Raw genomic sequence first — 25,278 nt, forward strand, 5'->3', positions numbered from 1 at the left:
TGGGATCAGGCCGTCTCGGCGCCCGCCGCCGCGATCTCGCGTTTATTCCCGTACATCTTCCGGTCAGCCACCGTCAGCAGCTCGTCGATCAACAAGCCGTCCTCCGGGTAATAGGCGATGCCGATACTGACGCCCACTGAAATTAAATGATCGTTGACCTCGTAGGGTTGGTGGATCACTTGTTTCAGGCGATTGACGATTTTGTCCGCCTCGCGGTTGGATTCGATGTCTTCCATCAACACCACGAACTCGTCGCCGCCCAGCCGCGCCACGGTGTCTTCGCCGCGCAATTCTTCCTTGATGCGGGCTGCGATCAGTTGCAGGATGCGGTCGCCTGTGATGTGGCCGTAGGTGTCATTGACCGGTTTGAAGCGGTCCAAGTCCAGAAACAGCAGGGCCAGCCGTTTGCCGCTGCGATCCACGCGCGAGATGGCGTGCTGCAGCCGGTCGTAGAATAAGTTGCGGTTGGCCAGCCCGGTAAGTCGGTCGTGGTTGGCCAGGTAGAACAGTTGGTTTTCTCGTTGGCGGCGGCCGTGCGCCAATTGCAGGTAGTGATGGGACACCAACAGCAAGCCGGTCAGCAGAGCCAGCGACAGGACCAGCAGCATGCCCCATTCGAACGTGCCGATCTGTCGCCAGCCCAGTTGCTGGTTGATAGTGAGCAAGAGCGGTTGGTTGGCGCCGCCCAGCGGGTGGCGAGCTTCCAAGCGCGGGAACAGCAGGGTCTCCAAGGCGCTGGCGCGCTCGGGGCCGCGCAGCAGGGCGGGTGGGCCTGGCGGAGGATCGTTGCGGTGGAACAGGCGAACTTCCACGCCTTCCCGCAGCGACAGCGGGCTGGGCAGCAGGCTGTCGGCGCGTATAGCCATGGCGGCGAAGTGCGCCGGCGCTAGGGAGGCGGCCAGCGGTTTGCTCAGCATGTCGTCCATGGCGCGGATGAGCAGGTAGCCGGCCGGCAGGCCGGGCAGTTTGATCTGGCTGGAGATTTCCATCCGGCCGCTTTCCAGCGTGTTCTGCAGGGCTTGGCGCGCGGCTTGCAGCCGGCCCAGGTCCGCGGCCAGCAGGTTGGACTGGGGCATGGGTTCGATGAAGACTAGCGGGAACAGGCCAAAGCGGCCTTCCCAGCCGCCGCCGCTGGCGGTGGGCATGGGCAGCGCTTGGCCGTACAGTTGCTTCAGGCGTTGGCCGAACATCGGCAACTGGTCAGGGCTTATGCGTTCGATATGACCCAGCCACTGGATTTGCGGATAGCGGCGGAGCAGTTGCCGAGCCAGTCTTTTTTCAGACGGCAGATCCCGGCGGCGATCCAGCGCGCTGAAGGTGGCGTAGCTGTCCAGCACGGTTTCATGGCTTTGTAGTTTTTGATTGAGCTGTTCGGATAGCAGTAGAGCGTCACGGTTGAATTGTTGCTCGGCGCCCAGCAACGCGTGACTGGCGATCGACAGAGCGACTAGCGCACTCAGCACCAGCCATATCGCGATGCATCCTGCATAAACCAGCCGTGTCCGCATGTAGCAACCGTAGGAAGGGGGAAAGAGGGGATGACAGATTTTATAAGAAGGCGCGGCTATTTTTTAGCTTTGACTGATGAAAAAGCGGGTTTTAAGTAGTTGTACGTAAAACAATACTGTTGTTTTTCGTCATGAAATTGAAACCAAACGGCCCGCCTAGGCGGGCCGTTTTGGTGATTGAAAACCGGCTGGGCGCTGCTTAGCGCCTGTTCAAAGTCTCGCGAGCAAGGGTGAGACAAGGCGAAAACGAACGAAAAAGCGGAATGTACGAGTGGTACATGAGCATTTTGAGCTTGTTTTTAACGCCGTATGGCTGAAGCGCAGCAGACTAGGAACAGGTTCTTAGCGCGTCTGCGCCCAATCGGCGACCAGGCGTTGCGGCGTGCCGCAGGCCTTGCGCTTGAACACGAAATTGCGGCATTTCTCCAAAAACTGGCCGCGGTTTTCCACCATGTCCTGGCGCATTTCCAGCAGCTCGGTTTGGCGGCAGCGCTCCATCCGTTCCAAGTCCAGCTCGGCCTTGCGCGCGCGTTGCGGGCGGAAGCGGTCGTCGTTCAGCGCCAGCCCGGCGGCTTGTCGCAACCAGACGCCGAAGTCGTGCGGGTCGTGCGGGCCGATGTCGTGAACCATGCCAAGACGCCAAGCTTCGCGCGCGCTCAGCGGCAGGCAGGCGTCGGTGAGCAGCCGGGCCTGTTCTTCGCCCACCGCGCGCGGCAGGCTGTAGGTCCAGTATTCCGAGCCGTACAGACCCATGGTCTTGTAGTGAGGGTTAAGCACCACGCCGCCGCGGGCGAAGACCAGGTCGGCGGCCAAGGCTAGCATCACGCCGCCGGCGCCGGCGTTGCCGGTCAGGCCGGATACCACCAGTTGGCGCGCGGTCAACATTTCCTGGCAGACGTCGTCGATGGCCTGGATATTGGCCCATGCCTCCAAGCCCGGTTCCGGCGCGGCCTGAATCACGTTGAGGTGGACGCCGTTGCTGAAGCTGCCGCGGCCGCCGCGCACCAGCAACACGCTGGTGTCCTGGGCCTTGGCCCAGCGCAGCGCCTCGCTTAGCCGTTGGCATTGTTCGGTACTCATCGCGCCGTTGTAGAACTCGAAGGTGAGTTCGCCTACGCGGCCGTATTCGCGGTAGCGGATGGGCTGGTAGCTTTCCTCGCAGTGTGGGTGGGTATTGATGGACCAGTCCAGCCGCGGCACGCCGTCCAGCAAACCGGCCAGCACATGTCGCGCCGGGCGCTTGAAGGTTTCCTCGCCGGCCTCCGGTTTGCGCCGCAGCGCGCCCAGCCACAGGCTGTGCTCGCCGGCGCCCACCAGCACGGCGTCGTCGTGCACCGCCAGTAGTTTGCCGGGCTGGCCGGCGCGGTGGTCCAGATGGGCATCGTAGACGTAGTAGTTGCCACCGGCCAACTGCGTCAGCACGCCGGGCTGGCCGTCGGCGGCGTCGATGCGGCGCTTGATCTCTACGGCGGGCTGTTGCCACAGGAAAGCGCGGTCGCTTTGCTTCATATTGGGTTGCAACCGGCCGCGCACATGAACTTGGCCGTAGTCCAGCGGCGCGGGCTCGAAGCCGGTACCGAACTTCTCCACCACGTCGCGGATGCAATACATGGCGGCGTCGCTGACCGGGCCGTTGTAGAGCTCGGATTTACGCGTTTCCGCCGGCATGTCGAATTCGCAGCTGGACCAGATCGGGCCGGCGTCCATTTCCTCCACCGCTTGCAGCGCGGTGACGCCCCAGCGTTTTTCTCGCAGGGTGATGGCCCAATCCAGCGCCGAAGCGCCGCGGTCGCCGACGATGCCGGGGTGGATGATGACCACCGGCCGGCTGGCGTCGCGCCATAGGGTTTCCGGTACCCGGTCTTTGAGGAAGGGGCAGATGACGAGATCGGCGCCGGATTGCTGGATGTTGGCGCCGACCTCTTGCTCATTGGTGAATAGCTGCACGCTGACTTGGTGACCGGACTGGCGTAATTCCAGCCAAGCGCGTTGGGTGAGACCGTTGAACGCCGACGATAACAAAATGATTTTCAAAGACTGCATGACCACTCCTTGCCCAAAAATGAATGCATGGCCGGCGGTGGATGGCTGCCGCGTGGACCGTGCGCATGGGCGAGGATAATAGTTTTAGTTCTGATAATGACAAATGACTAATGTCAAGCTTGATGCGATTGAAAATCAAAACGCATTATTCTGTCTAAAATAATGACAGATACTTTATTTTTGTGATCTGTATATTGCTTGCGGTGGAATCAGAGGGGAGGTGCTGCCTAGTCCTGCTGGTTCAAGCATTGCTTGATGCTGGCCAACTGTCGCCGGCTGACCGGCAGAGGTTGGCCGATATCGGCCAGACGCACTTGCCATTGTTCTTCGCCGTCGGCGTTGGCGCGGAACAGTTCGCGCAGCGCGTGACGCATCACCAGGCAATTGCGATGGATACGCACGGCAGCGTCGCCCAGGCGTTGTTCCAGCGCAATCAGGGTTTCGTCCAGCAGGTATTCCGCGTCCGGGGTCACCAGAGTGACGTATTTGAGTTCGGCTTTGAGATAACGGGCCTGGGAGAAAGGGATGGGCAGTAGGCGGTCGCGCTGGCGCACTGTGAAGCTGGCTTCCGGCTGCGGCGCATCGCCGCGCTGGCGGCAGGCGCGTTCCAGCGCCTGGCGCAGCCGTTCGCGACGCACCGGTTTGAGCAGGTAGTCTATGGCTTCCAGTTCAAAGGCGTTGACCGCGTACTGTTCATGGGCGGTGGTGAAGATCAGCTGCGGCGCCAACGGCTGGCGGCGCAGCTGCTGGGCCAGTTCCAGGCCGGAAACGCCGGGCATGGAGATATCGGCCAGCACGATATCGGCTAGGTTCTGTGTCAGCCAGGCCATGGCCTGGCGGCTATCGGTCAGGCAGTAGACGTGTTGCAGCCCTTGTTCCCGCAAGAGCTGGCGCAGTCGTTCACAGGCCAGCGGCTCGTCGTCCACCACCAGCGCGCGCCAGTCTTGCCAGGGGCTTACAGCACCCATTGCGGCTTGCCCAGCTTTTCCACCAGCATGCGCCAGGCTTGAAGGATTTTCTGGAACTTGTTGTTGGTGGGGGCGATGTCGCGCACCTTGCCCAGCATGTCGTGGGCGCGGCGCATATGGCTTTCGTGCCAGCCTTGACGGTGGACGTAGGCCATGGTGGCGTTGATCAGGTTGAGCATGACCTGGATGTTTTGCGGCATTTCCTCGTGGGCTTTGACGAAGCGTTCGATGGCGGAGTCGAATTGCCCTGCCTGGGCTTCCCGCACCGCCTGGTTGTTGAGCTCCAGCACCGATTGCACGTTGTCGGCGATCAGCTGGCGGCCGTCTTCGCCCAGGCCCACTTCTTCGAACATGTCGCCGAAGCGTGCGAGCAGTTCCTCGTCGTCGTGATGGTTGCGCACCAGATCGCGCATCACATTGTTGCCGGCGTCCTTGTGCCCCTGGGCGTAGCAGGCGCGGGCGAACTCCATCTGCGCGTCGCTGCTGAGTTTGGGCGCCAGTTGGCGGAATTTGGCTTCGGCGTCGCTGAACAACTGTCGGGCCTTGTCGCGGTTGCCCTTCTTGTTTTGCAGCTGGCTGTCCACCACGCCGGCCATCCATTCGCCTTCTTCGTTGTAGCGATAGTCGCGGCGCAGATTGGACAGGGTGCGGCCGACGTTGGCGGTGTCGCCGCGCGCCAGTTGCACCCGCGCCAGCGCGGCGTAGTGGGTGGGACTGCGGTGCCAGGTGTATTTGGCGATGTCCAGCGTGGTCTGGCAGGCGTTTTCCGCCACTTCCAGCTGATTGTTGAGCAGGGCCACTTCCGCTAGCTGTTGCTGGCGGCGGAACACCACCGGCGAGATATCGGTGGCCTGCTTCAAGGTGGCCTGAGCTTCGTCCAGATTGTGGTTGCTGCGATAGAGTTTGGCCAGCCAGTCGTAGGCTTCCATCACCCGGTCGTTGTCGGTGAGCACTTCTTCGAACAGCAGCCGCGCCTCGTCGTAGGCTTTCAGGCCGGTCAGCGATTTGGCCAGGCCCATCTTGGCCCAGGGCACCGGCTTGATGCGCAGCACGTCCATATACAAGGAGCGCGCGCTGTCGAAGTCGCCAATCTTCAGCGCCAGCGAGCCCTTGAGTTTCATGAAGTCCAGCGTGAATTCGCCGCGCTCGCTAATCAGACGCGAGCAGACTTCGATGGCGCTCAGGTATTCGTGGCGCATGATGGCCTCGTCCACGAGGCGGAAGGCTTCGCGGCGGCGCATCGCCTTCTCCAGTCGTTCGCGCAGCACTTCGCCGGTGAAGGGTTTGAGCAGGTAGTCGTCCGGCCCCAGTTCCGCGGCGGAGATCACGCGCTGGGAGCGGCGCTCGCCGGTGACGATCATGAACACGCAAGACTGTTTGATCAGATTGCGCTCCTTGACCTCTTCGAACAGATAGAGGCCGTCGTAGCCGTTACCCAGATCGTAGTCGCACAGCACCACGTCGAACTCGTACTTGGCCATCTTGGCCAGCGCATCGCCGGCCTTGCTGGCGTACTCCACCTTGTCGGCGCCGAAGGACGACAGGGTCATCGCCAGCGCGCGTTGCATTTCCGGCAGGCTGTCGATGATCAGGAACAGGCGCTTGCTGTACGGATCGTCGTAGTTCTTCCGCGCGGAGGCGCCGGGCTTGCTCGCGGCGGCGACGCTCTGGAAGGTGGTGGAGTTGGTGTTGGCTGTGCTCATCTGGCTATCTTTGACGATTCTCCGCAAACTGTCATCAGTGCGACTTACAAAAATCGCTCAAGCGGCCGCCGCGGCGGCAAGCGGCTCAGCCCGAACTCAGCCGGCGCTCAGCTTGGCGTAGCGTAAATCCAGCCACTTCACGCCGTGTTCGGCGAAGTTGATTTGCAGGCGCACATCCTCGCCGCCGCCTTCGGCGTTGATCACCACGCCGCTGCCGAACTTGGCGTGTTCCACCGATTGGCCGATGCGGAAGCCCTGGCTATTGTCGGCGGCCACGCGGCCCACCTTGGGAGCCGCGCGCCAGGAAGCGTTGGCTGATGCATTTGTCGTGGCCTGCGTTTTCACTTTAGCAGATAGGTCGTGGGTGAGCTCCGTCGGGATTTCGTCGACGAAGCGCGAGCGGATGGGGTAGCGGCTCTGGCCGTGCAGCATGCGGCTTTGCGCATTGGACAGATAGAGCCGCTGGCGGGCGCGGGTGATGGCCACGTACATCAGCCGGCGTTCCTCTTGCAGGCCCTTGCCGTCGTTCATGCTGTTCTCGTGCGGGAATAGGCCTTCTTCCAGGCCGGAGACGAAGACGGCGTCGAATTCCAGGCCCTTGGCGGCGTGCACCGTCATCAGTTGCAGCGCGTCGCTGCCGGCTTCGGCCTGGTGTTCGCCGGCTTCCAGGCTGGCGGCGCTGAGGAATTCGGTCAGCGCCTGCGCCGGCTCGTCCGGCATGAAGCCGGCGGCGGCGTTGATCAATTCGTCCAGGTTGGCTAGCCGCTCTTCGCCTTCTTTCTTGTCTTGCTCGTACATCGCGCGCAGGCCGGAGTCGTCTATGGCCAGGCTGACGGCTTCGGCCAGCGGCAGCTCGCGGCCCCGTTCGCGCATGCGTTCCACCAGCAGCACGAATTCGCCCAGTTTGGCCGCGGTGCGGCCGCCGCCGGAGGCGCAGGCGGCCTGCCACAGGGTGACGCCCTGTTCGCGGCTGACGGCCTGAAGGCCTTCCACCGTGCGCGCGCCGATGCCGCGCGCCGGCACATTGATCACGCGCAGCAGCGCGTTGTCGTCTTCCGGATTGGCGATCAGACGCAGATAGGCCAGTGCGTGCTTGACTTCCTGGCGCTCGAAAAAGCGCAGGCCGCCGTAGATGCGGTAGGGAATCTGGGCGTTGACCAGCACATGCTCCAGCAGTCGCGACTGGGCGTTGGAGCGGTAGAGAATGGCCATGTCGGACAGATTGAAACCGTCGCGCTTGAGGCTGCGCACCTCGTCGGTGATGAATTCGGCTTCCTCGCCGTCGGAGTAGGCTTCGAACAGGCGGATCTTTTCGCCCTCGCCGGCGTCGGTCCACAGATTCTTGCCCAGCCGGCCGTCGTTCTGCTCGATCAGCGCGTTGGCGGCGTTGAGGATATTGCCCATCGAACGATAGTTCTGTTCCAACCGCACCGGCTCGCTGACCGAGAAGTCGTTGAGCAGGGAGCGCATATTGCCCACTTCCGCGCCTCGGAAGGCGTAGATGCTCTGGTCGTCATCGCCGACGGCGAACAAGGCGCCGCCGTCGCCGGCCAAGAGCTTGAGCCAGGCGTACTGCAGGCGGTTGGTGTCCTGGAACTCGTCCACCAGGATGTGGCGGAAGCGGCTGCAATAATGTTGGCGCAGCGCCTGGTTGGCGCTCAGCAGCTCGTAGCTGCGCAACAGTAGTTCGGCGAAGTCCACCACGCCTTCGCGGCGGCATTGGGCGTCGTAGGCGGCGTACAGTTCCACCAGTTTGGCTTCGTAGGGGTTGAGCGCGGGCGGCAGCTTATCGGCGCGCAGGCCGGCTTCCTTGCTGCCGTTGATGAAGCTTTGCACCGCGCGCGGCGGAAATTTCTCGTCGGATAGCTCCAGGCTTTTCAGCAGGCGCTTGATGGCCGCTTGTTGGTCGGCGGAGTCCAGGATCTGGAAGGTTTGCGGCAGGCCGGCGTCGCGGTAGTGCGAGCGCAGAAAGCGGTTGCACAGGCCATGGAAGGTGCCTATCCACATGGTGCGCACGTTGACCGGCACCATGCTCGCCAGCCGAGTCTGCATCTCGCGCGCGGCCTTGTTGGTGAAGGTCACCGCCAAAACGCCGCTGGGGCTGGTTTGCCCGGTGGACAGCAGCCAGGCGATGCGGGTGGTCAGCACCCGGGTCTTGCCGCTACCCGCGCCGGCCAGCACCAGCGCGCTCTTGTCGGGCCAGGTGACGGCGCGCAGTTGTTCTGGATTGAGGCCGGCGAGGAGATCTGTCATGGCGAGGTGTCTATCTGGTTCAGGCAAAACGCCATTTTACACTAGGCGTCGACGTCGTCGGCATTGCGTGGGGAAAAGCGCGAATGGCAGCCAAGAGGCTGCCATTCGCGGGGCCGGGTTTAGCGTTCGGCGTTTCTTGCCCAGTCGAAGCTGGGACGGAAGCTTTCCGTCAAGGTCAGCGCCATGCTGGCGGTGATGTGGTCCTTGTCTTGATAGCGCACTTTGCCGTCACGGCTGGCGAAGCAGGTCTTGGCGTCGCAGAACTGGTCCAAAGGATCCCACAGCCGGATATTGGCGTGACGGGCGGCAACGCGTTGCAATAGTTGAACAATCTGCAGGCGACGGCTCTCAACTTCCGCGCGCGGAGCATCGCAGGCCGCCGCGCCCAAACGGGCCACGCATTCCGGCGGCGGCTTGCTCATCTCCGCTTCCGGCAGCACTAGGACGACTTTCAAGCCCAGGCCGGCCATGTCTTGCGCGCTGCGGTCCAGCGATTGCTCCAGGACCTGCAGCGAGGAGGTGCGGTCCAGCGGAGCGACGCCGGCCTTCATGCCGCCGGAGACGCTGGGGACGCCTTCGAGGCCGGCCGCCACCAGACCGGTCATGGCCGGTCTGCCCGGCAGATCTTGGGCGGTATAGCTGTTCCAGCGCGCGTTGAGCAGTACGCCGGTGACGCCTTGGGCCGCCAGCTGCGGCAATTCCGCGCGCACGGCCCGCGCGAAGCTGGGGCACCAACTGCGTTTTTTGCCTTCGCCCACCGGCATGGCGTCGGCCAGAGGCGGGCAACCGTGGTAGACCCTGCGCAGGATGGCGATGCCGCGCTCCTTGGCCAGCGCGTCGTACAGCGGCATCAGATGGTCGGTGTGGGAATCGCCCCAGGCCAGCAGTTTAAGCGGCGCGCCGGGCGCACCGACCAGGCATTGGGAGCGCGGGGACAAGGGGACGCCGGAGGTCGGCATGCCGCAATCGCCGACAAAATGGAAAGCGTCGCGCTTGGCTTGCAGAATGTTTTGTTGTCCCGGCCAAGGAAAGTGCTTGGGCAAATACATGGCGGCCGTGCCCAGCAACCACAGGCTTAGGGTAATGCTCAGGCCGGTCCGCAGCGTGGGTTTGACGTCGCGCAGCTTTCGCCATTGTCCCCGGCGCAGCGGCTGCTCCACATAGCGGTAGCTGAGCCAGGCCAGCGCCAGCGCCAGGATGCCGCCCAAGAGCAGGTCGCGCGTCAGGTCGCGCTCGCCCAGGCCCCAGTAACGGCCCAGCGCCAGCAGCGGCCAGTGCCACAGATAAAAGCCGTAGGACAAAAGGCCGACGTTGGTCCAGGGGCGGGAGCCGATGCAGCGGCTGATCGGGTTGGACGGGTCCAGCATGCCGGCCAGAATGAACAGCACGCTGCCGGCGACCGGCAGCAACACGATGACGCCGGGAAAGACCATGCGCTCATTCAGCAGCGCGATGGACCCCAGCAATAGCGCCAGGCCGAGCGCGGCGATGGGCAATGCCCAGCGCCTTCGCTTGCGTGGAGGCGGCAGCACCGCCAGCAAGGCGCCGGCGGCGAATTCCCAGGCGCGGGCGGGCATCAGGTAAAAGGCCTGCGGCGTATCGCGATAGGACAGCCATAAGCTCAGGGCCAGCGATCCGAGCAAGACCGCGCCAAGCGTCAAGCGCATGCGCACGTCGGTGATATGGCGATCCGCCTTGCTTAAGCGGAAGACGCCCCAGAGCAGCAAGGGCCAGACCAGATAGTACTGCTCCTCCACCGCCAGCGACCAAGTGTGCAGCAAGACTTTGAGATCGGCGTCGGAGTCGAAATAATCGAAGGCGTGCTTGAGAAAGTGATGGTTGGCGGACAGGGTGGCGACTGCGCGCACCTCCCGCCCCAGCTTGATCTGGTCGTCCGGCAGCATCACGAAGTAGGCCAGGATCAGGCTGGAGATCAATACCAGTGCCAGGGCCGGCGCCAGCCTGCGGATGCGACGCGCGTAGAATGCCTTGAAGTCAATGCGGCCTTGCGCCAGCAATTCTTGACGCAGCAGGCCGCTGATCAGAAAACCGGAAATGACGAAAAAAATGTCTACGCCGACAAAACCGCCGCCAAACCCAGGCAGGCCGATGTGGAACGCGACCACGCTGAGCACGGCCAGCGCGCGCAAGCCGTCGATGTCCGGCCGGTAAGCTTTGGCGTCGATGCAGGAATGAGGAGTGAGCGACATATTGCAGAGGGATCAAGCCGTGATTCGGGCTTGAATAATAAAAACCAAGCATTTTATCTGCTTTTCAGCTCAAACAGCCGGTTTTATCACCATAAGAAAGTATGTTGTTAGCATTGAAAGGAAGGCCGGATAGCCTAGGAACTCCCAATAGCGGGCGTAGCGCCAGTAACGCGCCGGCAGCGGCTGGCCGGCGGCCACGGCCGTGAGTGCTATCTCCGCCATGCGGACTTGCAGCCGCAGCACCGGCAGCCAGCACAGGCCGGCGAACAGGAACAGTCCGATGGAGGCGAGCAGCCAGCCGCTGGCCAGAGGCCAACCGGCCTGCCGCGCCAGCCACAGACCGGACAGCGGCTGAAAAATCATTGCTGGAGTGGTGAACCACCAGTCGGCGCGCACCACAAGCCGCGCTACCTCGGCCTGGGCGGCGCTCTGGCGGCGGCGGTTGACGAAGAACATGTAGAAGGCTGAGCCGAAGCCGGTGCCCACCATCAGGGTGGCGGACAGGATATGCAAGGTTTTGACCACGAGATAGGCGTTCATGCGGAAGTCTCCCGGCGAGCGCCAAGCCAAAGCAGCATGGCCAGAATGGGCAGGTTTTTCATTAAGGGCGCGAACGGATGCAGCCAGTTTTCCGGCAGCCAGATCGCCAGCGTAAGGCTGTAGCCGGCGACCGCGGCGGCCTGGGCCCGCCACAAGGCGCGGCAGGGGTGCAGTAGGGTCAGCAGACCGAAGGCGAGGTCTAGGCCGCAGGCGGCGAGGAAGAGCGGCGCTGCCCAGCCGGTGGGTAGAGGCAAGCGCTGCAGCATGACAATGGATATGTCCCAAGCGCTGAGCGGCGGCTGTAGGCCGCTCCACAGCCACAGCGCCGCCAGCGCGTATTCGATATTGCGTGTGGACGGGTTCATGGCGCTTCCCGGAATTGGCTGCTGGCCAGCGGGGCGCGTTGCAGCAGCGCGCCGAGGGCGGCCGGGTCGCCGCAGCTGCCGCGGTTCAGCATGGCCAGGGTATCGCGGCTGATCAGGCTGGCCGGCCAGCGTTCGGCCAGCGTCGCCAGCGCCCGACTGGCTTGAGGCGGCAGGTTGAGTATGTAGGCGGGCGAGGGCAGGCCTTGCAGTTGGCGCAGCTGGCGCAGATAGTCGGCCAGCGTCAGCGCTTCGGCGCCGACGAAATCGACGACGCCCTCCGGCGCTTCATCGGCCGCGGCCAGCCTCGCCAGACCGTCGATCACGTCGTCGCGCGCGACCGGCTGCACCCGTTGGCTGCCGCCGTCGGGCAGCAGCCACAGCGGCAGCCGCGCCAGTTGCAGCAGCAGACGGCTGCTGGCGCCTTGTGGCCCGTAGATCAGCGAGGGGCGCGCGATGCGCGCCTCCAGGCCGCTGGCCAACAGGGCGGCGTCGCCGCGGCCCTTGCCGGCCAGGAACAGGGTGTCCGCTTGCGGATCCGCGCCGAGGGCCGACAATTGCACCCAGCGGCGGACATCGGCCTGATAGGCCATGCTGGCCAGCTGCAGCGGCCCCAGGTGATGAATGGCTTCCAGCGCGCCGGCCGGGCGGTCCAGCAGCTGGCCGGCGGCGTTGACCACCACGTCGACGTTTTCCAGCCAGTGACGCCAGTCGGCGCGCGGCTGGCGCAGGTCCAGCTGACGACGGCTGGGCGCGCTGACGTGATGGCCGTCTCGTTCCAGGCGCTGACGCAGCGGCCGGCCGATGAAGCCGCTGCCACCCAAGAGCAGTATCTTCATTGCGCAGCCTCCAGGGGAGCGGCCGGCGCGGTTTGGACCTGATGGGCGCCGGGACGCGGCGCCACTTGTCGCCACACCAGACGCAGCAGCACCAGCATTTGCGCCACTACGCCCAGCAAGGCCCACATCAGGATGCCGCGGATGTCCAGCCATAAGGAGGCGGAGGGGACATCCGGCGCGAACAGCAGCACGGCTAGCAGCGGGCCGGCCAGGATCAGGATCAAGAAGGCGCGTTGCCAGAACGGGCCGCCAGCGCCGTGCTCGCAAAGCGCTTGGGTCACTTGCCGCAAAGGCCCGGCCAGCAGCCACCAGCACAGCAGGCCGCACAACAGGGGGATGATGATCATACTGATGATGAATCCGCTCATGGTGTTCTCCTTAGTTTCTGAAATTTCTGTCAAAACAGAAATTTAGTGGCAAAAAAAAGGGCGGGCATTGTGGCTGCGCCGATCCAACCCGCGCCGTGTGTTTACTTGTCCCGGCCCAGCAGCTTCTGGATGCTGGCGCCCATCTTCAATACCCGGCTCAGGGTGGCGGTGGACAGTCGCAGCATTTCACGGGTCCAGGAGGTCAGCGTGTCCATGAACTGCCAGGTGTTGCGGATGCGTTCTTGCGCCAGCGGGCTTTCCTGCTGAAAGTGCGGGCTGTCCATGCATTCCTTCAGCACCAGCAGCGTGGGTTCGATTTCGCGACGTTGCCGCTCCGCCACGATGATGCGGAACAGTTCCCAGACATCGCCCGAGGTCTCGAAGTGGTCGCGGCGGTCGCCCAGCACATGCACGGTGCGGATCAGTTGCCAGTTTTGCAGCTCTTTCAGACTATTGCTGATGTTGGAGCGGGCCACGTTGAGGGTGTCGGCCAGTTCCTCGGCGTTCAGCGGGCGTCCGGTAATGAACAGCAGCGCGTGTATTTGAGCAACGGTGCGGTTCACGCCCCAGCGGGTGCCCATTTCGCCCCAGTGCAGCACGAAGCGTTGAGATACGGGTGTCAGTTCCATGGGGTTAACAATATTTGTTTCCGAAATTTCTGTCAACACAGAAATTCATTGGCATGATGAAAAAAGGGAGCGGAGGGGAAGGGGCCGTGCCCGGTGAGCGGGCACGGCGTCGAAGAAGTCAGTGCTGATGGAACAGGGCGTTGTGCCCGGCAGCGCCGGTTTCGGCGGCTTGGGCCTTGCGGCCGCGGATGCGGTCCCACACTTTTTCGTGGAAGTAATAAGCCACGGTGTTGACCAGCGGTTCCACCAGGGCCAGCAGGCTGGAAACGCCGATATTGCCGGTCAGTAGATAGGCCACGCTAAAGGCGACAGTGAAATGGCAGATGGCGAAGGTGATGGTCTTGAGCATGGCTAGGCTCCTCGGTGAGAATCAACTAAATGATAGTCATTCTCATTTCTGTGCGCCAGTTGATTCTTTTGCTCAAGTCGATAGCGTAACACTAATGAATGTTTGATCTTAATTGTGGAATCCGCCGGCGGAGAGTGGGGCTTCCGCCGGCAGGGGCTTACTGTTTGACGCCCAGTTCGCGTAGGCGCTCGTTCAGATAGCTGTCCGCGGTGTAGCGGTTGGACAGCACGACTTCCGGCCGCGGGTGCAGGAACAGCGGCAGCGAGATGCGGCTCTTGGTCGCGCCTTCGCCGGTGGGGTTGACCACGCGGTGCTGGGTGGACGGGTAGTAGCCGCCGGAGGCTTCTTGCAGCATGTCGCCGATATTGACCACCAGGGTGCCGAAATCACAGGGTACGTCCAGCCACTCGCCTTGCTTGTCCTGTACTTGCAAACCGGGTTCGTTGGCGGCGGGCAGGATGGTCAGCAGATTGATGTCGCCGTGGGCGGCGGCGCGCAGCGAGCCGGCGGGTTCCCGGCCGGTGAGCGGCGGATAGCGCAGCACGCGCAGCAGGGTCTTCTGGCTGTCTGCGATCATGTGGGACAGCGGTTCGGTGTAGCTGGCGGCGATGTGGGCCGGGGTGTATTGCTGCACCCAGGACAGCAGTTCTTGAGCCAACTGGTTGGCGACGGCGTAGTAGCGGTCGGCATCCGCCTTGAGTTCCGGCGGCACACGGCCCCACGGGTAGATGTGGAAGTATTCCTTGATGTCTTTCAGGCTTGAGCCCTTGGCGGTTTCCGACACCTCCGGGGAAAACCAGCCATCCTGGCGCTCCATGGAGAAGGCGTAGTCGTATTTGGCCTGGCTGTTGAAGAAGGCAAGCCAGTCCGCATAGATTTTTTCGACCAGGTCCTGGGGTACCGGATGATTGACCAGCACGCCGAAGCCGGTTTCGTGCAGCGAACGGGTGAATTGTTCCGCGGCGTCCGGCGCGTGGTAGTCGACAACTCTGACATTCATGGGGTGGGGTTCCTGAGGATTGCAGGACGCTGCCATTCAATGGCGGGGCAGGCGTCAAGGGCTGGGATTTTACCCGCGCGGCTGTGCATCACCAAGCGCTTGCTGTAGTCCTTCAGGGCAGATGTCGCGCTGTAGCAACTGGGCTTCAGGCGCAGCGGCGGATTCGGGGGGAAGAACCCGTCGTTCCTGCCGCGCTTTCGGCGCAGAGCCGACCTGCGCGCAGCAGTTGCTGCACGCGCCAGAACAGAAGGTCGGATGAAACCAGTGCGTCCCGGATGCGGATGAACGCGGCGCCGACCAGGCGCTGGATAGCGAGCGGGTCCGCGCCGGCCTGTTCCAGCAGCAGCGCATCGTAATGCTCCAGCGGCGCTTCAACGATGGTGTTGTCCTGCCAGCGGCGTAGTCCCTGGCCGCGTTCGCGCCAGTGGCGCCATTGCGCGGCCAGCGCTTGCCGTTCCGCGGCGCTGAGCGGGCGTTGCAGCGACCTGCAGGCGGCCAGCCGGTCCAGCGGCAGCATGGCCAGGCTCCATTCCGCCATCTCGTCGCCGGCTTGCCATGCCGGCTCCGGCACGGTGATGACGGACAGCGGGCAGTGCGCCGGCAGTTGTTCTGCCAGCAGCGCCAGCGTCAGGTGGTCGCCGGCGTTGCGGCCCAGCCAGACGGTGAGCGGGCGCGGCTGTTCCAGAAGCCGCAGCAGCGCTTTGCGGCTGGCTTGGTGGCGGAGCAGCCAGCCGTCCTCGTATTCCGGCAGCCAGGGTTGAGCTTGTAGCAGCTGTTGGTGCCAGGCCATGCGCAGGCCTTGATCGATGGCGTCGGCGTCCAGAAGCGGGCCGGCGCTCAGATCTTCGATGAAGGGTAGGACGTCGCCGTTGAGCAGGCCGTCGCGTCGCAGCGCGTTCAGCATGCCGGCGGCGGAGTCGCCGACAGCGAGGTGGGCCCGCTCAGCGCTCATACGCGCTGATCCATATCCAGCGCCGGGGTGCCTTCGCATGCGCGGGCCACCACGCGGGCGGGTACGCCGACTACGGTGGTGTGGGCCGGCACGTCTTCCAGCACCACGCTGCCGGCGCCTATCTTGGCGCAGGCGCCCACCTGGATGTTGCCGAGGATGGAGGTGTTGGCGCCGATCAGCACGCCGTCGGCGATCTTGGGATGGCGGTCGCCGTGTTCCTTGCCGGTTCCGCCCAGGGTGACGCCCTGCAGCATCGAGACGTTGTCGCCGATGACGGCGGTTTCGCCCACCACGACGCCCGTGCCGTGGTCCAGCATCACGCCCTGGCCGATGCGGGCGGCCGGGTGGATGTCGGCTCCGGTGACTTCGGAAATGCGGTTTTGCAGGAACAGCGCCAGGGTTTTGCGCTCTTCCCGCCACAGCCAGTGGGTGATGCGCTGGCACTGGATGGCGTGGAAGCCTTTGAAATAGAGCAGCGGGGTGGAGTAGTTGTCGCAGGCCGGATCGCGGTCAAAGCAGGCGCTGATGTCGGCGCGCGTGGCGGCGCTGATGGCCGGGTCGGCGTCCAGCGCTTCTCGGAACAGTTCCATCAGCGCGCGGGCGTCCATCACCGGGCTGGCGAGCTTGCTGGACAGGTGAAAGGCCAGCACGTCTTCCAGGGTATTGTGGCGCAGCACGGTCATGTGCAGGAAACTGGCCAGCATGGGCTCGTCTTGCGCGGCTTGTTCGGCTTCCTGCCGGATGGCGAACCAGAGCGGATCGCCGTTTTCTTCGTTCATTTTGCGAAACTCCCTTACGCCGAGGCGATCGTCTCAGCGGTCTTTCAATTGCCAGAATAGCGCGTGGTCGAATGGGGACCACCAAGCGGTGCGCACGCCGCTGGCCGCCAGCGCGTCGCGCACCCACTGGTTGCAGGTGGTCAACGGGCTATAGCGGCCGTTGGCCAGATAAAACGCATCCTGATCATGATAATGATAGCCCCGCATCCAGAGGGCTTTTCCGATTGCGTCGCGGGCGACGGAGGCCTGGATGAAGCCGGCCAGCCGCCGGTATTGTTCCGGCGCAAGCATCAGGCGCCGGGTGGCGGCACCTTCGCGCGGCATCGGCAGATATTCCACATGCAGTACGGCGCCGTCCAGCCCGGACAGGGCGTAAAGCGCTTTGCCCGGGGTGAGGTCCAACCAGTCCCGCGTTTCCAGGAAAAAGCTGCGGCTGCCCCAGCCTATGCCCACATAGGGCAGTTTGTCCAGATTGGGCCCGGCGCGCGGATGCCCTGGGGGAAAGGTCTCGTCCCAGTTCATGCCGGGGCCGCTGCGCGGCAGCAGCAGGCCAGCGTGCACACCATTGCTGTCCAGGAAAACCGGAATGCCGGCGCCGCTCTGCCGCCAGTCACGGTTGACCGGGAGCAGCCCAAGCGTCAGCGCGGCGAGCAGGTAGAGAGAAATCAGCGCCAGCAGGCCCAGCGCCGCGCGGGACAACAGACGCGGCAGCCGGGCCGCCAGACGAAACGGGCGGAATGACATGGCGGCTTACAGCAGGACGACGTCGAATTGCTCCTGGGTGTAGGTGGCTTCCACAGACAGCGAGATCGGCTTGCCGATGAAGTCGATCAGCATCGCCAGGCTTTGCGATTCTTCGTCGATGAACATGTCGATCACCGATTGCGCGGCCAAGATGCGGTAACCCTTGGCGTCGAACTGACGCGCTTCGCGCACAATCTCGCGCTGGATCTCGTAGCACACGGTTTGCGCGGTCTTGATCTCGCCGCGGCCCTGACAGGTGGGGCAGGGCTCGCACAGTACGTGGGCCAGGCTTTCGCGGGTGCGCTTGCGGGTGATTTCCACCAGGCCCAGGCTGGTAAAGCCGTTGAGGGTGACGCGGGTACGGTCGCGCGCCATCGCCTTGGCCAGCTCCGCCAGCACCGCGGATTGGTGCTCGTCGTTGTCCATGTCGATGAAGTCGACGATGATGATGCCGCCCAGATTGCGCAGCCGCAGCTGTCGGGCGATGGTCTGGGTGGCTTCCAGATTGGTCTTGAAGATGGTTTCGTCGAAATTGCGGTTGCCGACGAAGCCGCCGGTGTTGACGTCAATGGTGGTCATCGCCTCGGTCTGGTCGATGATCAGATAGCCGCCGAACTTCAGGTTGACGCGGCGCGCCAGCGCCTTGTCGATCTCGGCCTCGATGCCATGCAGCTCGAACAGCGGGCGTTCTCCGCTGTAGCGTTCTATCTTGTCCACGGCGATCTGCACGTATTGCTCGGCGAACTCCACCATGCGGCTGTAGTTTTCCGTGGAGTCCACCACCACCTGGTCGGTGAAGCCGCTGACCATGTCGCGCAGCACGCGCACCGCCAGCGGCAGGTCCTCGTAGAGCAGGCTTTGCGCCGGCAGATGCTGGGATTTGTGGCGGATGTCGGACCACAGCTTGGACAAGTAGCCGATGTCGGCGGCCAATTCGTCGTCGCGCGCGGTCTCGGCGCTGGTGCGGATGATGTAGCCGCGAGGGCTGTTGGCCGGCAATAGCTTTTCCAGCCTGGATTTCAGATTGTGGCGCTCGCTTTCGCTGTCTATCTTCTGCGATACGCCAATGTGCTCTTCCTGCGGCAAGTGCACGAGGAAGCGTCCGGCCAGCGAGATCTGGGTGGACAGACGCGCGCCCTTGGTGCCAATCGGATCCTTGATCACCTGCACCAGCACGGTCTGCCCCTCGAAGAGCATCTTCTCGATGCGCTGGGGTTCGGTCGGGTGCTGGCGCTGTTCCAGCACGTCGGCGATATGCAGAAAAGCGGCGCGTTCCAGGCCGATTTCAATGAAGGCGCTCTGCATGCCGGGCAGCACGCGCTTGACCTGGCCCAGATAGATGTTGCCGACAATGCCGCGGCTGGCTGCGCGCTCCACATGCAGTTCCTGAACCACGGCGTCTTCCAGCACCGCGACTCGGGTTTCCTGCGGGGTGATGTTGACCAGAATTTGTTCCTTGGGGCGCGGCAGATCGCGCGGCAGGGGTATCGATTGATGCAGCATGGTGGTCCCCCGGGCGCTCATGGAAACTGGAAGCCGAATTCGCTCAGCAGCGCCGCGGTTTCGAAGATAGGCAGGCCCATCACGCCGCTGTGGCTGCCGTGGATGCGCTCGACGAAGACGCTGGCTTTGCCCTGGATGCCGTAAGCGCCGGCCTTGTCGAAAGGCTCGCCGCTGTCCAGGTAGCGCTCAATGTCCTGCTCGCTGAGCGGACGGAAGAACACCTCGGTGACCGAGGTCTTGAGCCGCACCTTGTCGCCTTCGCGCACCGCCACGCTGGTGATGGCTTGATGGCTGCGGCCGGAGAAGGCCCGCAGCATGCGGCGGGCGTCGTCGGCGTTTTCCGGCTTGCCGAAGATTTCGCCGTCCATCGCCACCGTGGTGTCGGCGGCCAGCAAGGGCCGGGACGGCAGTCCGCAAGACACCACGACCTGCCAGCCGGCCTCGGCCTTGGACCGCGCCAGCCGTTCTGTGTAAGCGACGGCGGATTCGCCGGGCCGCACCGATTCGTCGATATCGGCGTGGATGCGCTCCAGGTGCATGCCCAACTGTTCCAGAATTTCGCGGCGGCGAGGGCTGCCGGAGGATAGGTAAATCCGGGTGTCATTTGCGGTCATGATAGTCTGCTCATTTGTTCTTTCGGTCGCTGTCTAGGTTACCAGACGCGTGATGCCGCAACCATCGAATCCATCAGGCGCCAGGCTTTTTCAGGCCGCCGCTGTCCGTGTTAAGTGGCATCAATTTACTGTTTTTAAAGGCGCGGAAGCGGCGCCCACGCGGGTTTTTTTCTGGCGTTCTGCTGCGGCGACGCGCGCTCCCCGGTATCATGGCGGCTTGCTTCTCCATCCCCTGCCGTCATACCCCGATGCCGAATTCCAGCGTTTCCCCGTTTGCCCGCGCCGCCACCATAGCGGCCATCCTGTTGATCCTGTTCAATCCTCTGGGGATCGATCTTTACCTGTCGGCGATGCCGGCGATGCAGCGGCACTTCCAGGCCGATGTCGCGATCAGCCTCAGCGTGTTCATCTTCAGCCTGGGACTGGGGCAGTTGCTGTTCGGCCCGCTGGCGGACCGGATAGGCCGCAAGCCGGTGGCCTTGGGCGGCCTGCTGCTGTACGCGGCGGCGGCCTTCCTGGCCAGTCGCAGCGACAGCCTGGGCGGATTCCTGGGGCTGCGCGCGCTGCAGGGCTTGGGCGCCAGCGCCAGCTCGGTGTGCGCGTTCACCCTAGTGCGCGATTGTTTTTCCGGCAATGCCGCCGCGCAGCGCTACAGCCTGCTCAATGCCGCTCTGAACGTAGTGCCGGCGATGGCGCCCTTGCTGGGCGGCTGGCTGACCGCGCGCTGGGGCTGGCAGTCCTGCTTCCTGGCGCTGGCGGGCAGCGCGATGTTGGCGGCGGCGTGGCTGGCCTGGAAGATGCCGGAAACCCGGCCCGTAGTCGCCAGCGCCGACGGAGGGCCGGCGATCAGCATGCGCCAAGTGCTGTCCACGCAGGCGCTGCGCCGCTACGGGGCTTGCTGCTGCGCGGCGCTGGCTTTGATCGTCAGCTATGTGACGCTGGCGCCGGCGGTGCTGATTGAGCGCGGCGGGGTGGACGCCACCACCTTCGGCCTGCTGTTCGGCGGCAACGCCCTCTTGGTGATGGCGGCCAGCTTCCTGGGCCTGAAGCTGATCGGCCGCTTCGGCCAGAAGGCGATGTTGCGTTACGGCCTCAACATCATGTTGCTGGCTGGCGTCTTGCTGCTGGCGCTGTCGGGGCAGCCGGGCGCTTGGCACTATATGTTGCCGATAGGCGTGCTGAGCGTGGGTTTCGCCTGGACGCTGGGGCCGGCCAGCGGCATGGCGATGGCGCCGTTTTCCCAGGCGGCCGGCCGCGCCGCCGCCTTGCTGGGCTGCGGCCAGATGCTGTTCGCCGCCGGCGTGTCGGCTGGCCTCGCCGCTTTGCCGTTGCCGGGCGAATGGGCGCTGGGCGCAATGGTATTGCTGCTGGCCGGCCTGTGTCGCTGGCTGACCCGCCCCGCCGCGGCGATTCGGGAAAATCCTCACTGATTTTCAAGTGTTTGGCATGTATTGTGAGATTTGTGGCGAATGGCCGGCTTTAGCTCTTGTCGGGCAGCCTACAATCGGCAGACAATTGGCCAAAACTTGAGAATTAACTTCGACAATGAGGCGCGACGGCAAGCTGCCCGGCGCTTCTCCGTTCTTTGTACTGATTAGCAGATTTCATGAACAAACATATTCCGCGCAAGCGCTTCGGCCAGAATTTCCTGCAGGACGCCAGCGTCATCGCCAACATCGTGCATGCGGTGAATCCGCAGCCGGACGATGTCGTCATCGAGATCGGCCCCGGACTAGGCGCGATCACCAAGCCGCTATTGGCCGCGCTCAAGCATTTGCACGTGGTGGAGATCGACCGCGACATCATCAGCCGTTTGCAAACGGAGTTTCCCGCCGAGCGTTTGAGCATTCACGCCGGCGACGCGCTGGTGTTCGACTTCGCCTTGGTGGCGGAGGGCAAACTGAAGATCGTCGGCAATCTGCCCTACAATATTTCCACGCCCTTGCTATTCCATCTGGCTACTTACGGCCAGAAGGTCACCGACATGCATTTCATGTTGCAAAAAGAGGTGATCGAACGCATGGTGGCGGAGCCGTCCACCGCCGACTACGGCCGGCTGACGGTGATGTTGCAGTACCGCTTTGAAATGGAGAACATCCTGCATGTGCCGCCGGAAGCGTTCTGGCCGCCGCCGAAGGTGGACTCCGCGGTGGTGCGGATGATTCCGGCGCCGGGCCGTTGCGGCGTGGCCGTCGACGAGGCGCTGCTGGAGCAGGTGGTGACCACGGCGTTCTCGCAGCGGCGCAAGACGCTGAAGAACAACCTGAAGGGCCTGCTGGACGCGGACGGCTTCGCCGCGCTGGAGCTGGACCCCGGGCTGCGGCCGGAAAACCTGCCGGTGGAGGATTACGTCCGCCTGGCCAATTATCTGAGCGGGAAAGGCCATAAGGCCAAACGCCCGTAACGGGGCGTTGTAAAGCAAAAATACGAGCGGGCGTTCAGCGCCCGCCGCACTACAAAGAGTCGTCCGTCCCCGTCCTTGTCGGCGGGGGCTGTCTATCACAGGAAGTGAAAAAGGAGAAACTTCATGCGTATTCGCTCCACCCTGATCTGTGCCGCCACTCTGGGCGCCTTCTGCGCCGCGCCGGCCATGGCCGCCGAACTGACCGGCACCCTGAAGAAGATCAAGGATTCCGGCGTGATCGTCCTGGGCAACCGCGACGCGTCCATTCCGTTTTCCTACTACGACAACAATCAGAAGCCGGTGGGCTACTCGGTTGACCTGGCCAACAAAGTGGTCGAGCAGGTGAAAAAAGAGCTGAAAATGCCCAACCTGCAGGTCAAGTACAATCTGGTGACCTCGCAGACCCGCATCCCGCTGGTGCAGAACGGCACCGTGGATCTGGAGTGCGGCTCCACCACCAATAACGTGGAACGTCAGAAGCAAGTGGCGTTCTCGGTGGGCATCTTCGAGATCGGCACCCGTCTGCTGACCGCCAAGACCTCGGGCATCAAGGACTTCCCGGACCTCAAGGGCAAGAATGTGGTCACCACCGCCGGAACCACCTCCGAGCGCCTGATCAAGGCGATGAACGCCGACAAGAAGCTGGGCATGAACATCATCTCGGCCAAGGATCACGGCGAATCCTTCCTGATGCTGGAGTCCGGCCGCGCCGCGGCCTTCATGATGGACGACGCGCTGTTGTACGGCGAGATGGCCAAGGCCAAGAGCCCGGCCAACTGGGTGGTAACCGGCAAGGCCCAGTCCTACGAGATCTACGGCTGCATGATGCGCAAGGAAGACCCCGCCTTCAAGAAGGTGGTGGACGCCGCGCTGAGCAACACCTTCAAGTCCGGCGAGGTCAACAAGATCTACGCCAAGTGGTTCACCAGCCCGGTGCCGCCCAAGGGCCTGAACCTGAACTTCCCGATGTCCGATGAATTCAAGGAGCTGATCGCCAAGCCGACCGACAAGTCTGCCGAGCAGATGTAAGTCGCGGTTGGCGCGCCGCCGCCCCGTCCTCCTCGCCGTTGCGCGCGGAGCCGGGGCGCACGGCCGTACCCGCTTTCTTTGTGTGTGGCCGGGCGCTTGCGCCGGGCCGCGGCCCGGCGGCGCATGAGCGCGCCCGACGGGCTGGCGTTGTGGGAGTGAAGCATGAATTACCACTGGGACTGGATGGTGTTTTTCAAGTCCACCGGGGTGGGTAGCGAGATCTATCTGAACTGGTTCGTCTCCGGCCTGGGCTGGACCATCGCCGTGGCGCTGGCCGGCTGGGCGATCGCCCTGGCTTTGGGCTCGGTGCTGGGCGTGATGCGCACGGTATCGAACCGGTGGGTGGCGGGCATCGCCACCGCCTACGTCGAGTTGTTCCGCAATGTGCCCTTGTTGGTGCAATTGTTCGTCTGGTACTTTCTGATCCCGGATCTGCTGCCCGAGGGCGCGCAAACCTGGTTCAAGCAGGACCTGGCGCCGGCCACTTCCGCCTTTTTGTCGGTAGTGGTGTGTTTGGGGCTGTTCACCGCCGCGCGGGTGTGCGAGCAAGTGCGCACCGGTATCGAGGCCCTGCCGCGCGGTCAGCGCAACGCGGCGCAGGCGATGGGCTTCACCTTGCCGCAAGCCTACCGGCACGTGTTGTTGCCCCAGGCCTTCCGCATCATCATTCCGCCGCTGACCAGCGAGTTTTTGAATATTTTCAAGAACTCCTCGGTGGCTTCGCTGATCGGCCTGATGGAGCTGCTGGCTCAAACCAAGCAGACCGCGGAGTTCTCCGCCAACATCTTTGAGGCCTTCACCCTGGCCACCATCATCTATTTCGTGCTCAATATGAGCTTGATGACGCTGATGGCCTGGATCGAGCGGCGCGTGCGCATTCCCGGCATGATGGGGGGCAAATGATGGAATTGGATTTCAGTCAGATCGTTCCGGCGCTGCCGGGTTTGTGGCAAGGCATGCAGTTGACCCTGAAGCTGCTGGTGATGGCGGTAGCGGGCGGCGTGGTGTTGGGCACCTTGCTGGCCCTGGCCCGGCTCTCCGAGCACCGGGTGTTGTCGCCGCTGGCCAAGTTCTATGTTAATTACTTCCGTTCCATCCCCTTGCTGCTGGTGATCTCCTGGTTCTATCTGGTGGTGCCGATGGTGTTGAACTGGATTACCGGCAGCCTGGAACCGGTGGGCGCGTTTACCTCCTGCCTGGTGGCCTTCGTGATGTTCGAGGCGGCGTATTTCTCCGAAATCGTCCGCGCGGGCATCCAGGCGATTCCCAAGGGGCAGGCCGGCGCGGCCTACGCGCTGGGGATGAACTATGGCCAGGTGATGCGGCTGGTGATCTTGCCGCAGGCCTTCCGCAAGATGACGCCCTTGCTGCTGCAGCAGTCCATCATTCTGTTCCAGGACACTTCGCTGGTGTACGCTGTGGGTTTGATGGATTTCCTGAACACCGCCCGCTCCAAGGGCGATGTCGTCGGTTTGCCGCATGAGTTCCTGCTGTTTGCCGGCGCAGTCTATTTCGTGATCAGTTTCGGCGCTTCGCGGCTGGTGAAGCGCATGCAAAAAAGGTTGGCTGTATGAGCGCAATGATTTCCCTGAAGCAAGTCAGCAAGTGGTACGGACAGTTCCAGGTTCTGACCGATTGCACCACCCAGGTCGCCAAGGGCGAGGTGGTGGTGGTGTGCGGGCCGTCCGGCTCCGGCAAATCCACCTTGATCAAGTGCGTGAACGCGCTGGAGCCGTTCCAGAAGGGCGAGATCATCGTCGACGGCATCTCGGTGGGCGATCCCAAGACCGATCTGCCCAAGCTGCGCAGCCGCGTCGGCATGGTGTTCCAGCACTTCGAGCTGTTCCCGCACCTGTCCATCACCGAGAACCTGGCCATCGCCCAGATCAAGGTGCTGGGCCGCGGCCAGGACGAGGCGCGCGACAAGGGCCTGAAGCTGCTGGACCGCGTCGGCCTGAAAGCGCACGCCGACAAGTTTCCCAGCCAGCTGTCCGGCGGCCAGCAGCAGCGGGTGGCGATTGCGCGCGCGCTGGCGATGGACCCGATCGCGATGCTGTTCGACGAGCCGACCAGCGCGCTGGACCCGGAGATGATCAACGAGGTGCTGGACGTGATGACCGAGCTGGCGCACGAGGGCATGACCATGATGTGCGTGACCCACGAGATGGGCTTCGCCCGCCGCGTGGCCAATCGCGTGATCTTCATGGACCAGGGGCATATCGTCGAGGATTGCGCCAAGGACGAGTTCTTCGGCAACCTGGACGGCCGTTCCGAGCGCGCCCGTCACTTTCTGTCCAAGATCCTGCAGCACTAAGCAGCTATTTACGATCTCGCGAGCTAAGGCGAAACAAGGCGAAAACGAGAGAAAAGGCGGAATGTACACGTGGTGCATGAGCATTTTGAGCTCGGTTTCAACGCCGTATCGCCGACGCGCAGCAGATGGTAAACAGGTTCTAAGCCAGGCTCTGGTCAAAGACAAAG

The 25,278-nt window shown here is 63.4% G+C and carries 24 protein-coding genes; 6 read left to right on the forward strand and 18 right to left on the reverse strand.

The window, feature by feature from the left end; translation table 11 throughout:
* Positions 1-5: 5 nt before the first annotated feature.
* From GYH29_RS00890 to GYH29_RS00975, 18 genes are all read right to left on the reverse strand, one after another.
* Complete coding sequence (locus tag GYH29_RS00890) at positions 6-1,463, reverse strand: sensor domain-containing diguanylate cyclase (protein ID WP_161523058.1); 1,458 nt, start codon at positions 1,461-1,463, stop codon at positions 6-8.
* 387 nt (positions 1,464-1,850) lie between these two features.
* Positions 1,851-3,551 (reverse strand): hydrogenase maturation protein, encoded by a 1,701-nt coding sequence (locus GYH29_RS00895; RefSeq protein WP_161523059.1) that lies wholly within the window; start codon positions 3,549-3,551, stop codon positions 1,851-1,853.
* A gap of 227 nt (positions 3,552-3,778) precedes the next feature.
* Positions 3,779-4,519 (reverse strand): LytR/AlgR family response regulator transcription factor, encoded by a 741-nt coding sequence (locus tag GYH29_RS00900; RefSeq protein ID WP_043592411.1) that lies wholly within the window; start codon positions 4,517-4,519, stop codon positions 3,779-3,781.
* Positions 4,507-6,222: a tetratricopeptide repeat-containing response regulator gene (locus GYH29_RS00905; RefSeq protein WP_019102367.1), complete on the reverse strand. Its 1,716-nt coding sequence runs from the start codon at positions 6,220-6,222 to the stop codon at positions 4,507-4,509. Before GYH29_RS00905 ends, GYH29_RS00900 begins: the two co-directional genes overlap by 13 nt.
* A 96-nt stretch (positions 6,223-6,318) precedes the next feature.
* On the reverse strand, positions 6,319-8,475 hold the full coding sequence (locus GYH29_RS00910) for a UvrD-helicase domain-containing protein (RefSeq protein WP_081574439.1): 2,157 nt from the start codon (positions 8,473-8,475) through the stop codon (positions 6,319-6,321).
* Positions 8,476-8,594: 119 nt separating this feature from the next.
* The gene (locus tag GYH29_RS00915) at positions 8,595-10,685 is read right to left on the reverse strand and encodes an acyltransferase family protein (RefSeq protein WP_161523060.1); all 2,091 of its coding nucleotides are present in this window, start codon (positions 10,683-10,685) and stop codon (positions 8,595-8,597) included.
* A gap of 69 nt (positions 10,686-10,754) precedes the next feature.
* Positions 10,755-11,225: a DUF2269 family protein gene (locus GYH29_RS00920; RefSeq protein ID WP_019102370.1), complete on the reverse strand. Its 471-nt coding sequence runs from the start codon at positions 11,223-11,225 to the stop codon at positions 10,755-10,757.
* Positions 11,222-11,590, reverse strand: coding sequence for a DoxX-like family protein (locus GYH29_RS00925; protein ID WP_043592408.1), 369 nt, complete (start codon positions 11,588-11,590; stop codon positions 11,222-11,224). The genes GYH29_RS00920 and GYH29_RS00925 overlap by 4 nt, the downstream gene beginning before the upstream one ends.
* Entirely contained in the window at positions 11,587-12,426 is an 840-nt protein-coding gene (locus GYH29_RS00930) for a complex I NDUFA9 subunit family protein (protein ID WP_043592407.1), read from the reverse strand. Before GYH29_RS00930 ends, GYH29_RS00925 begins: the two co-directional genes overlap by 4 nt.
* Complete coding sequence (locus GYH29_RS00935) at positions 12,423-12,794, reverse strand: hypothetical protein (protein WP_019102372.1); 372 nt, start codon at positions 12,792-12,794, stop codon at positions 12,423-12,425. The genes GYH29_RS00930 and GYH29_RS00935 overlap by 4 nt, the downstream gene beginning before the upstream one ends.
* Before the next feature lie 101 nt (positions 12,795-12,895).
* Positions 12,896-13,423, reverse strand: a complete 528-nt coding sequence (locus GYH29_RS00940; RefSeq protein ID WP_161523061.1) for a GbsR/MarR family transcriptional regulator — start codon at positions 13,421-13,423, stop codon at positions 12,896-12,898.
* Between the two features lie 118 nt (positions 13,424-13,541).
* A complete protein-coding gene (locus tag GYH29_RS00945; protein ID WP_019102374.1) occupies positions 13,542-13,772 on the reverse strand; it encodes a DUF2061 domain-containing protein in 231 nt (76 codons plus the stop codon).
* Positions 13,773-13,929: 157 nt separating this feature from the next.
* Complete coding sequence (locus GYH29_RS00950) at positions 13,930-14,772, reverse strand: isopenicillin N synthase family dioxygenase (RefSeq protein WP_019102375.1); 843 nt, start codon at positions 14,770-14,772, stop codon at positions 13,930-13,932.
* 145 nt (positions 14,773-14,917) lie between these two features.
* On the reverse strand, positions 14,918-15,724 hold the full coding sequence (locus tag GYH29_RS00955; RefSeq protein ID WP_043592406.1) for a DUF3658 domain-containing protein: 807 nt from the start codon (positions 15,722-15,724) through the stop codon (positions 14,918-14,920).
* Complete coding sequence (cysE, locus tag GYH29_RS00960; RefSeq protein WP_019102377.1) at positions 15,721-16,503, reverse strand: serine O-acetyltransferase; 783 nt, start codon at positions 16,501-16,503, stop codon at positions 15,721-15,723. The genes GYH29_RS00955 and cysE overlap by 4 nt, the downstream gene beginning before the upstream one ends.
* A gap of 33 nt (positions 16,504-16,536) precedes the next feature.
* Positions 16,537-17,247 carry a TIGR02117 family protein gene (locus tag GYH29_RS00965; RefSeq protein WP_161523062.1) on the reverse strand — a complete coding sequence of 237 codons (711 nt, stop codon included), beginning with the start codon at positions 17,245-17,247 and terminating at the stop codon, positions 16,537-16,539.
* Positions 17,248-17,253: 6 nt separating this feature from the next.
* Positions 17,254-18,750 (reverse strand): ribonuclease G, encoded by a 1,497-nt coding sequence (gene rng / locus GYH29_RS00970; RefSeq protein WP_039755437.1) that lies wholly within the window; start codon positions 18,748-18,750, stop codon positions 17,254-17,256.
* Between the two features lie 17 nt (positions 18,751-18,767).
* Positions 18,768-19,364, reverse strand: a complete 597-nt coding sequence (locus GYH29_RS00975) for a Maf family protein (RefSeq protein ID WP_043592405.1) — start codon at positions 19,362-19,364, stop codon at positions 18,768-18,770.
* Positions 19,365-19,612: 248 nt separating this feature from the next.
* On the opposite strand from GYH29_RS00975, the gene GYH29_RS00980 reads away from it, so the two are divergent.
* From GYH29_RS00980 to GYH29_RS01005, 6 genes are all read left to right on the forward strand, one after another.
* Positions 19,613-20,794, forward strand: a complete 1,182-nt coding sequence (locus tag GYH29_RS00980) for a Bcr/CflA family efflux MFS transporter (protein WP_161523063.1) — start codon at positions 19,613-19,615, stop codon at positions 20,792-20,794.
* Positions 20,795-20,970: 176 nt separating this feature from the next.
* Complete coding sequence (gene rsmA, locus GYH29_RS00985; protein ID WP_161523064.1) at positions 20,971-21,768, forward strand: 16S rRNA (adenine(1518)-N(6)/adenine(1519)-N(6))-dimethyltransferase RsmA; 798 nt, start codon at positions 20,971-20,973, stop codon at positions 21,766-21,768.
* Between the two features lie 123 nt (positions 21,769-21,891).
* A complete protein-coding gene (locus GYH29_RS00990; protein ID WP_019102383.1) occupies positions 21,892-22,797 on the forward strand; it encodes a glutamate/aspartate ABC transporter substrate-binding protein in 906 nt (301 codons plus the stop codon).
* Positions 22,798-22,959: 162 nt separating this feature from the next.
* Positions 22,960-23,700, forward strand: a complete 741-nt coding sequence (locus GYH29_RS00995) for an amino acid ABC transporter permease (protein ID WP_043592404.1) — start codon at positions 22,960-22,962, stop codon at positions 23,698-23,700.
* Entirely contained in the window at positions 23,697-24,371 is a 675-nt protein-coding gene (locus GYH29_RS01000) for an ABC transporter permease subunit (protein ID WP_174243629.1), read from the forward strand. The genes GYH29_RS00995 and GYH29_RS01000 overlap by 4 nt, the downstream gene beginning before the upstream one ends.
* Positions 24,368-25,111: an amino acid ABC transporter ATP-binding protein gene (locus tag GYH29_RS01005; RefSeq protein ID WP_408610175.1), complete on the forward strand. Its 744-nt coding sequence runs from the start codon at positions 24,368-24,370 to the stop codon at positions 25,109-25,111. The genes GYH29_RS01000 and GYH29_RS01005 overlap by 4 nt, the downstream gene beginning before the upstream one ends.
* Positions 25,112-25,278: the final 167 nt, after the last annotated feature.

Source organism: Chromobacterium haemolyticum, from assembly GCF_009936155.1.
GTDB lineage: Bacteria > Pseudomonadota > Gammaproteobacteria > Burkholderiales > Chromobacteriaceae > Chromobacterium > Chromobacterium haemolyticum.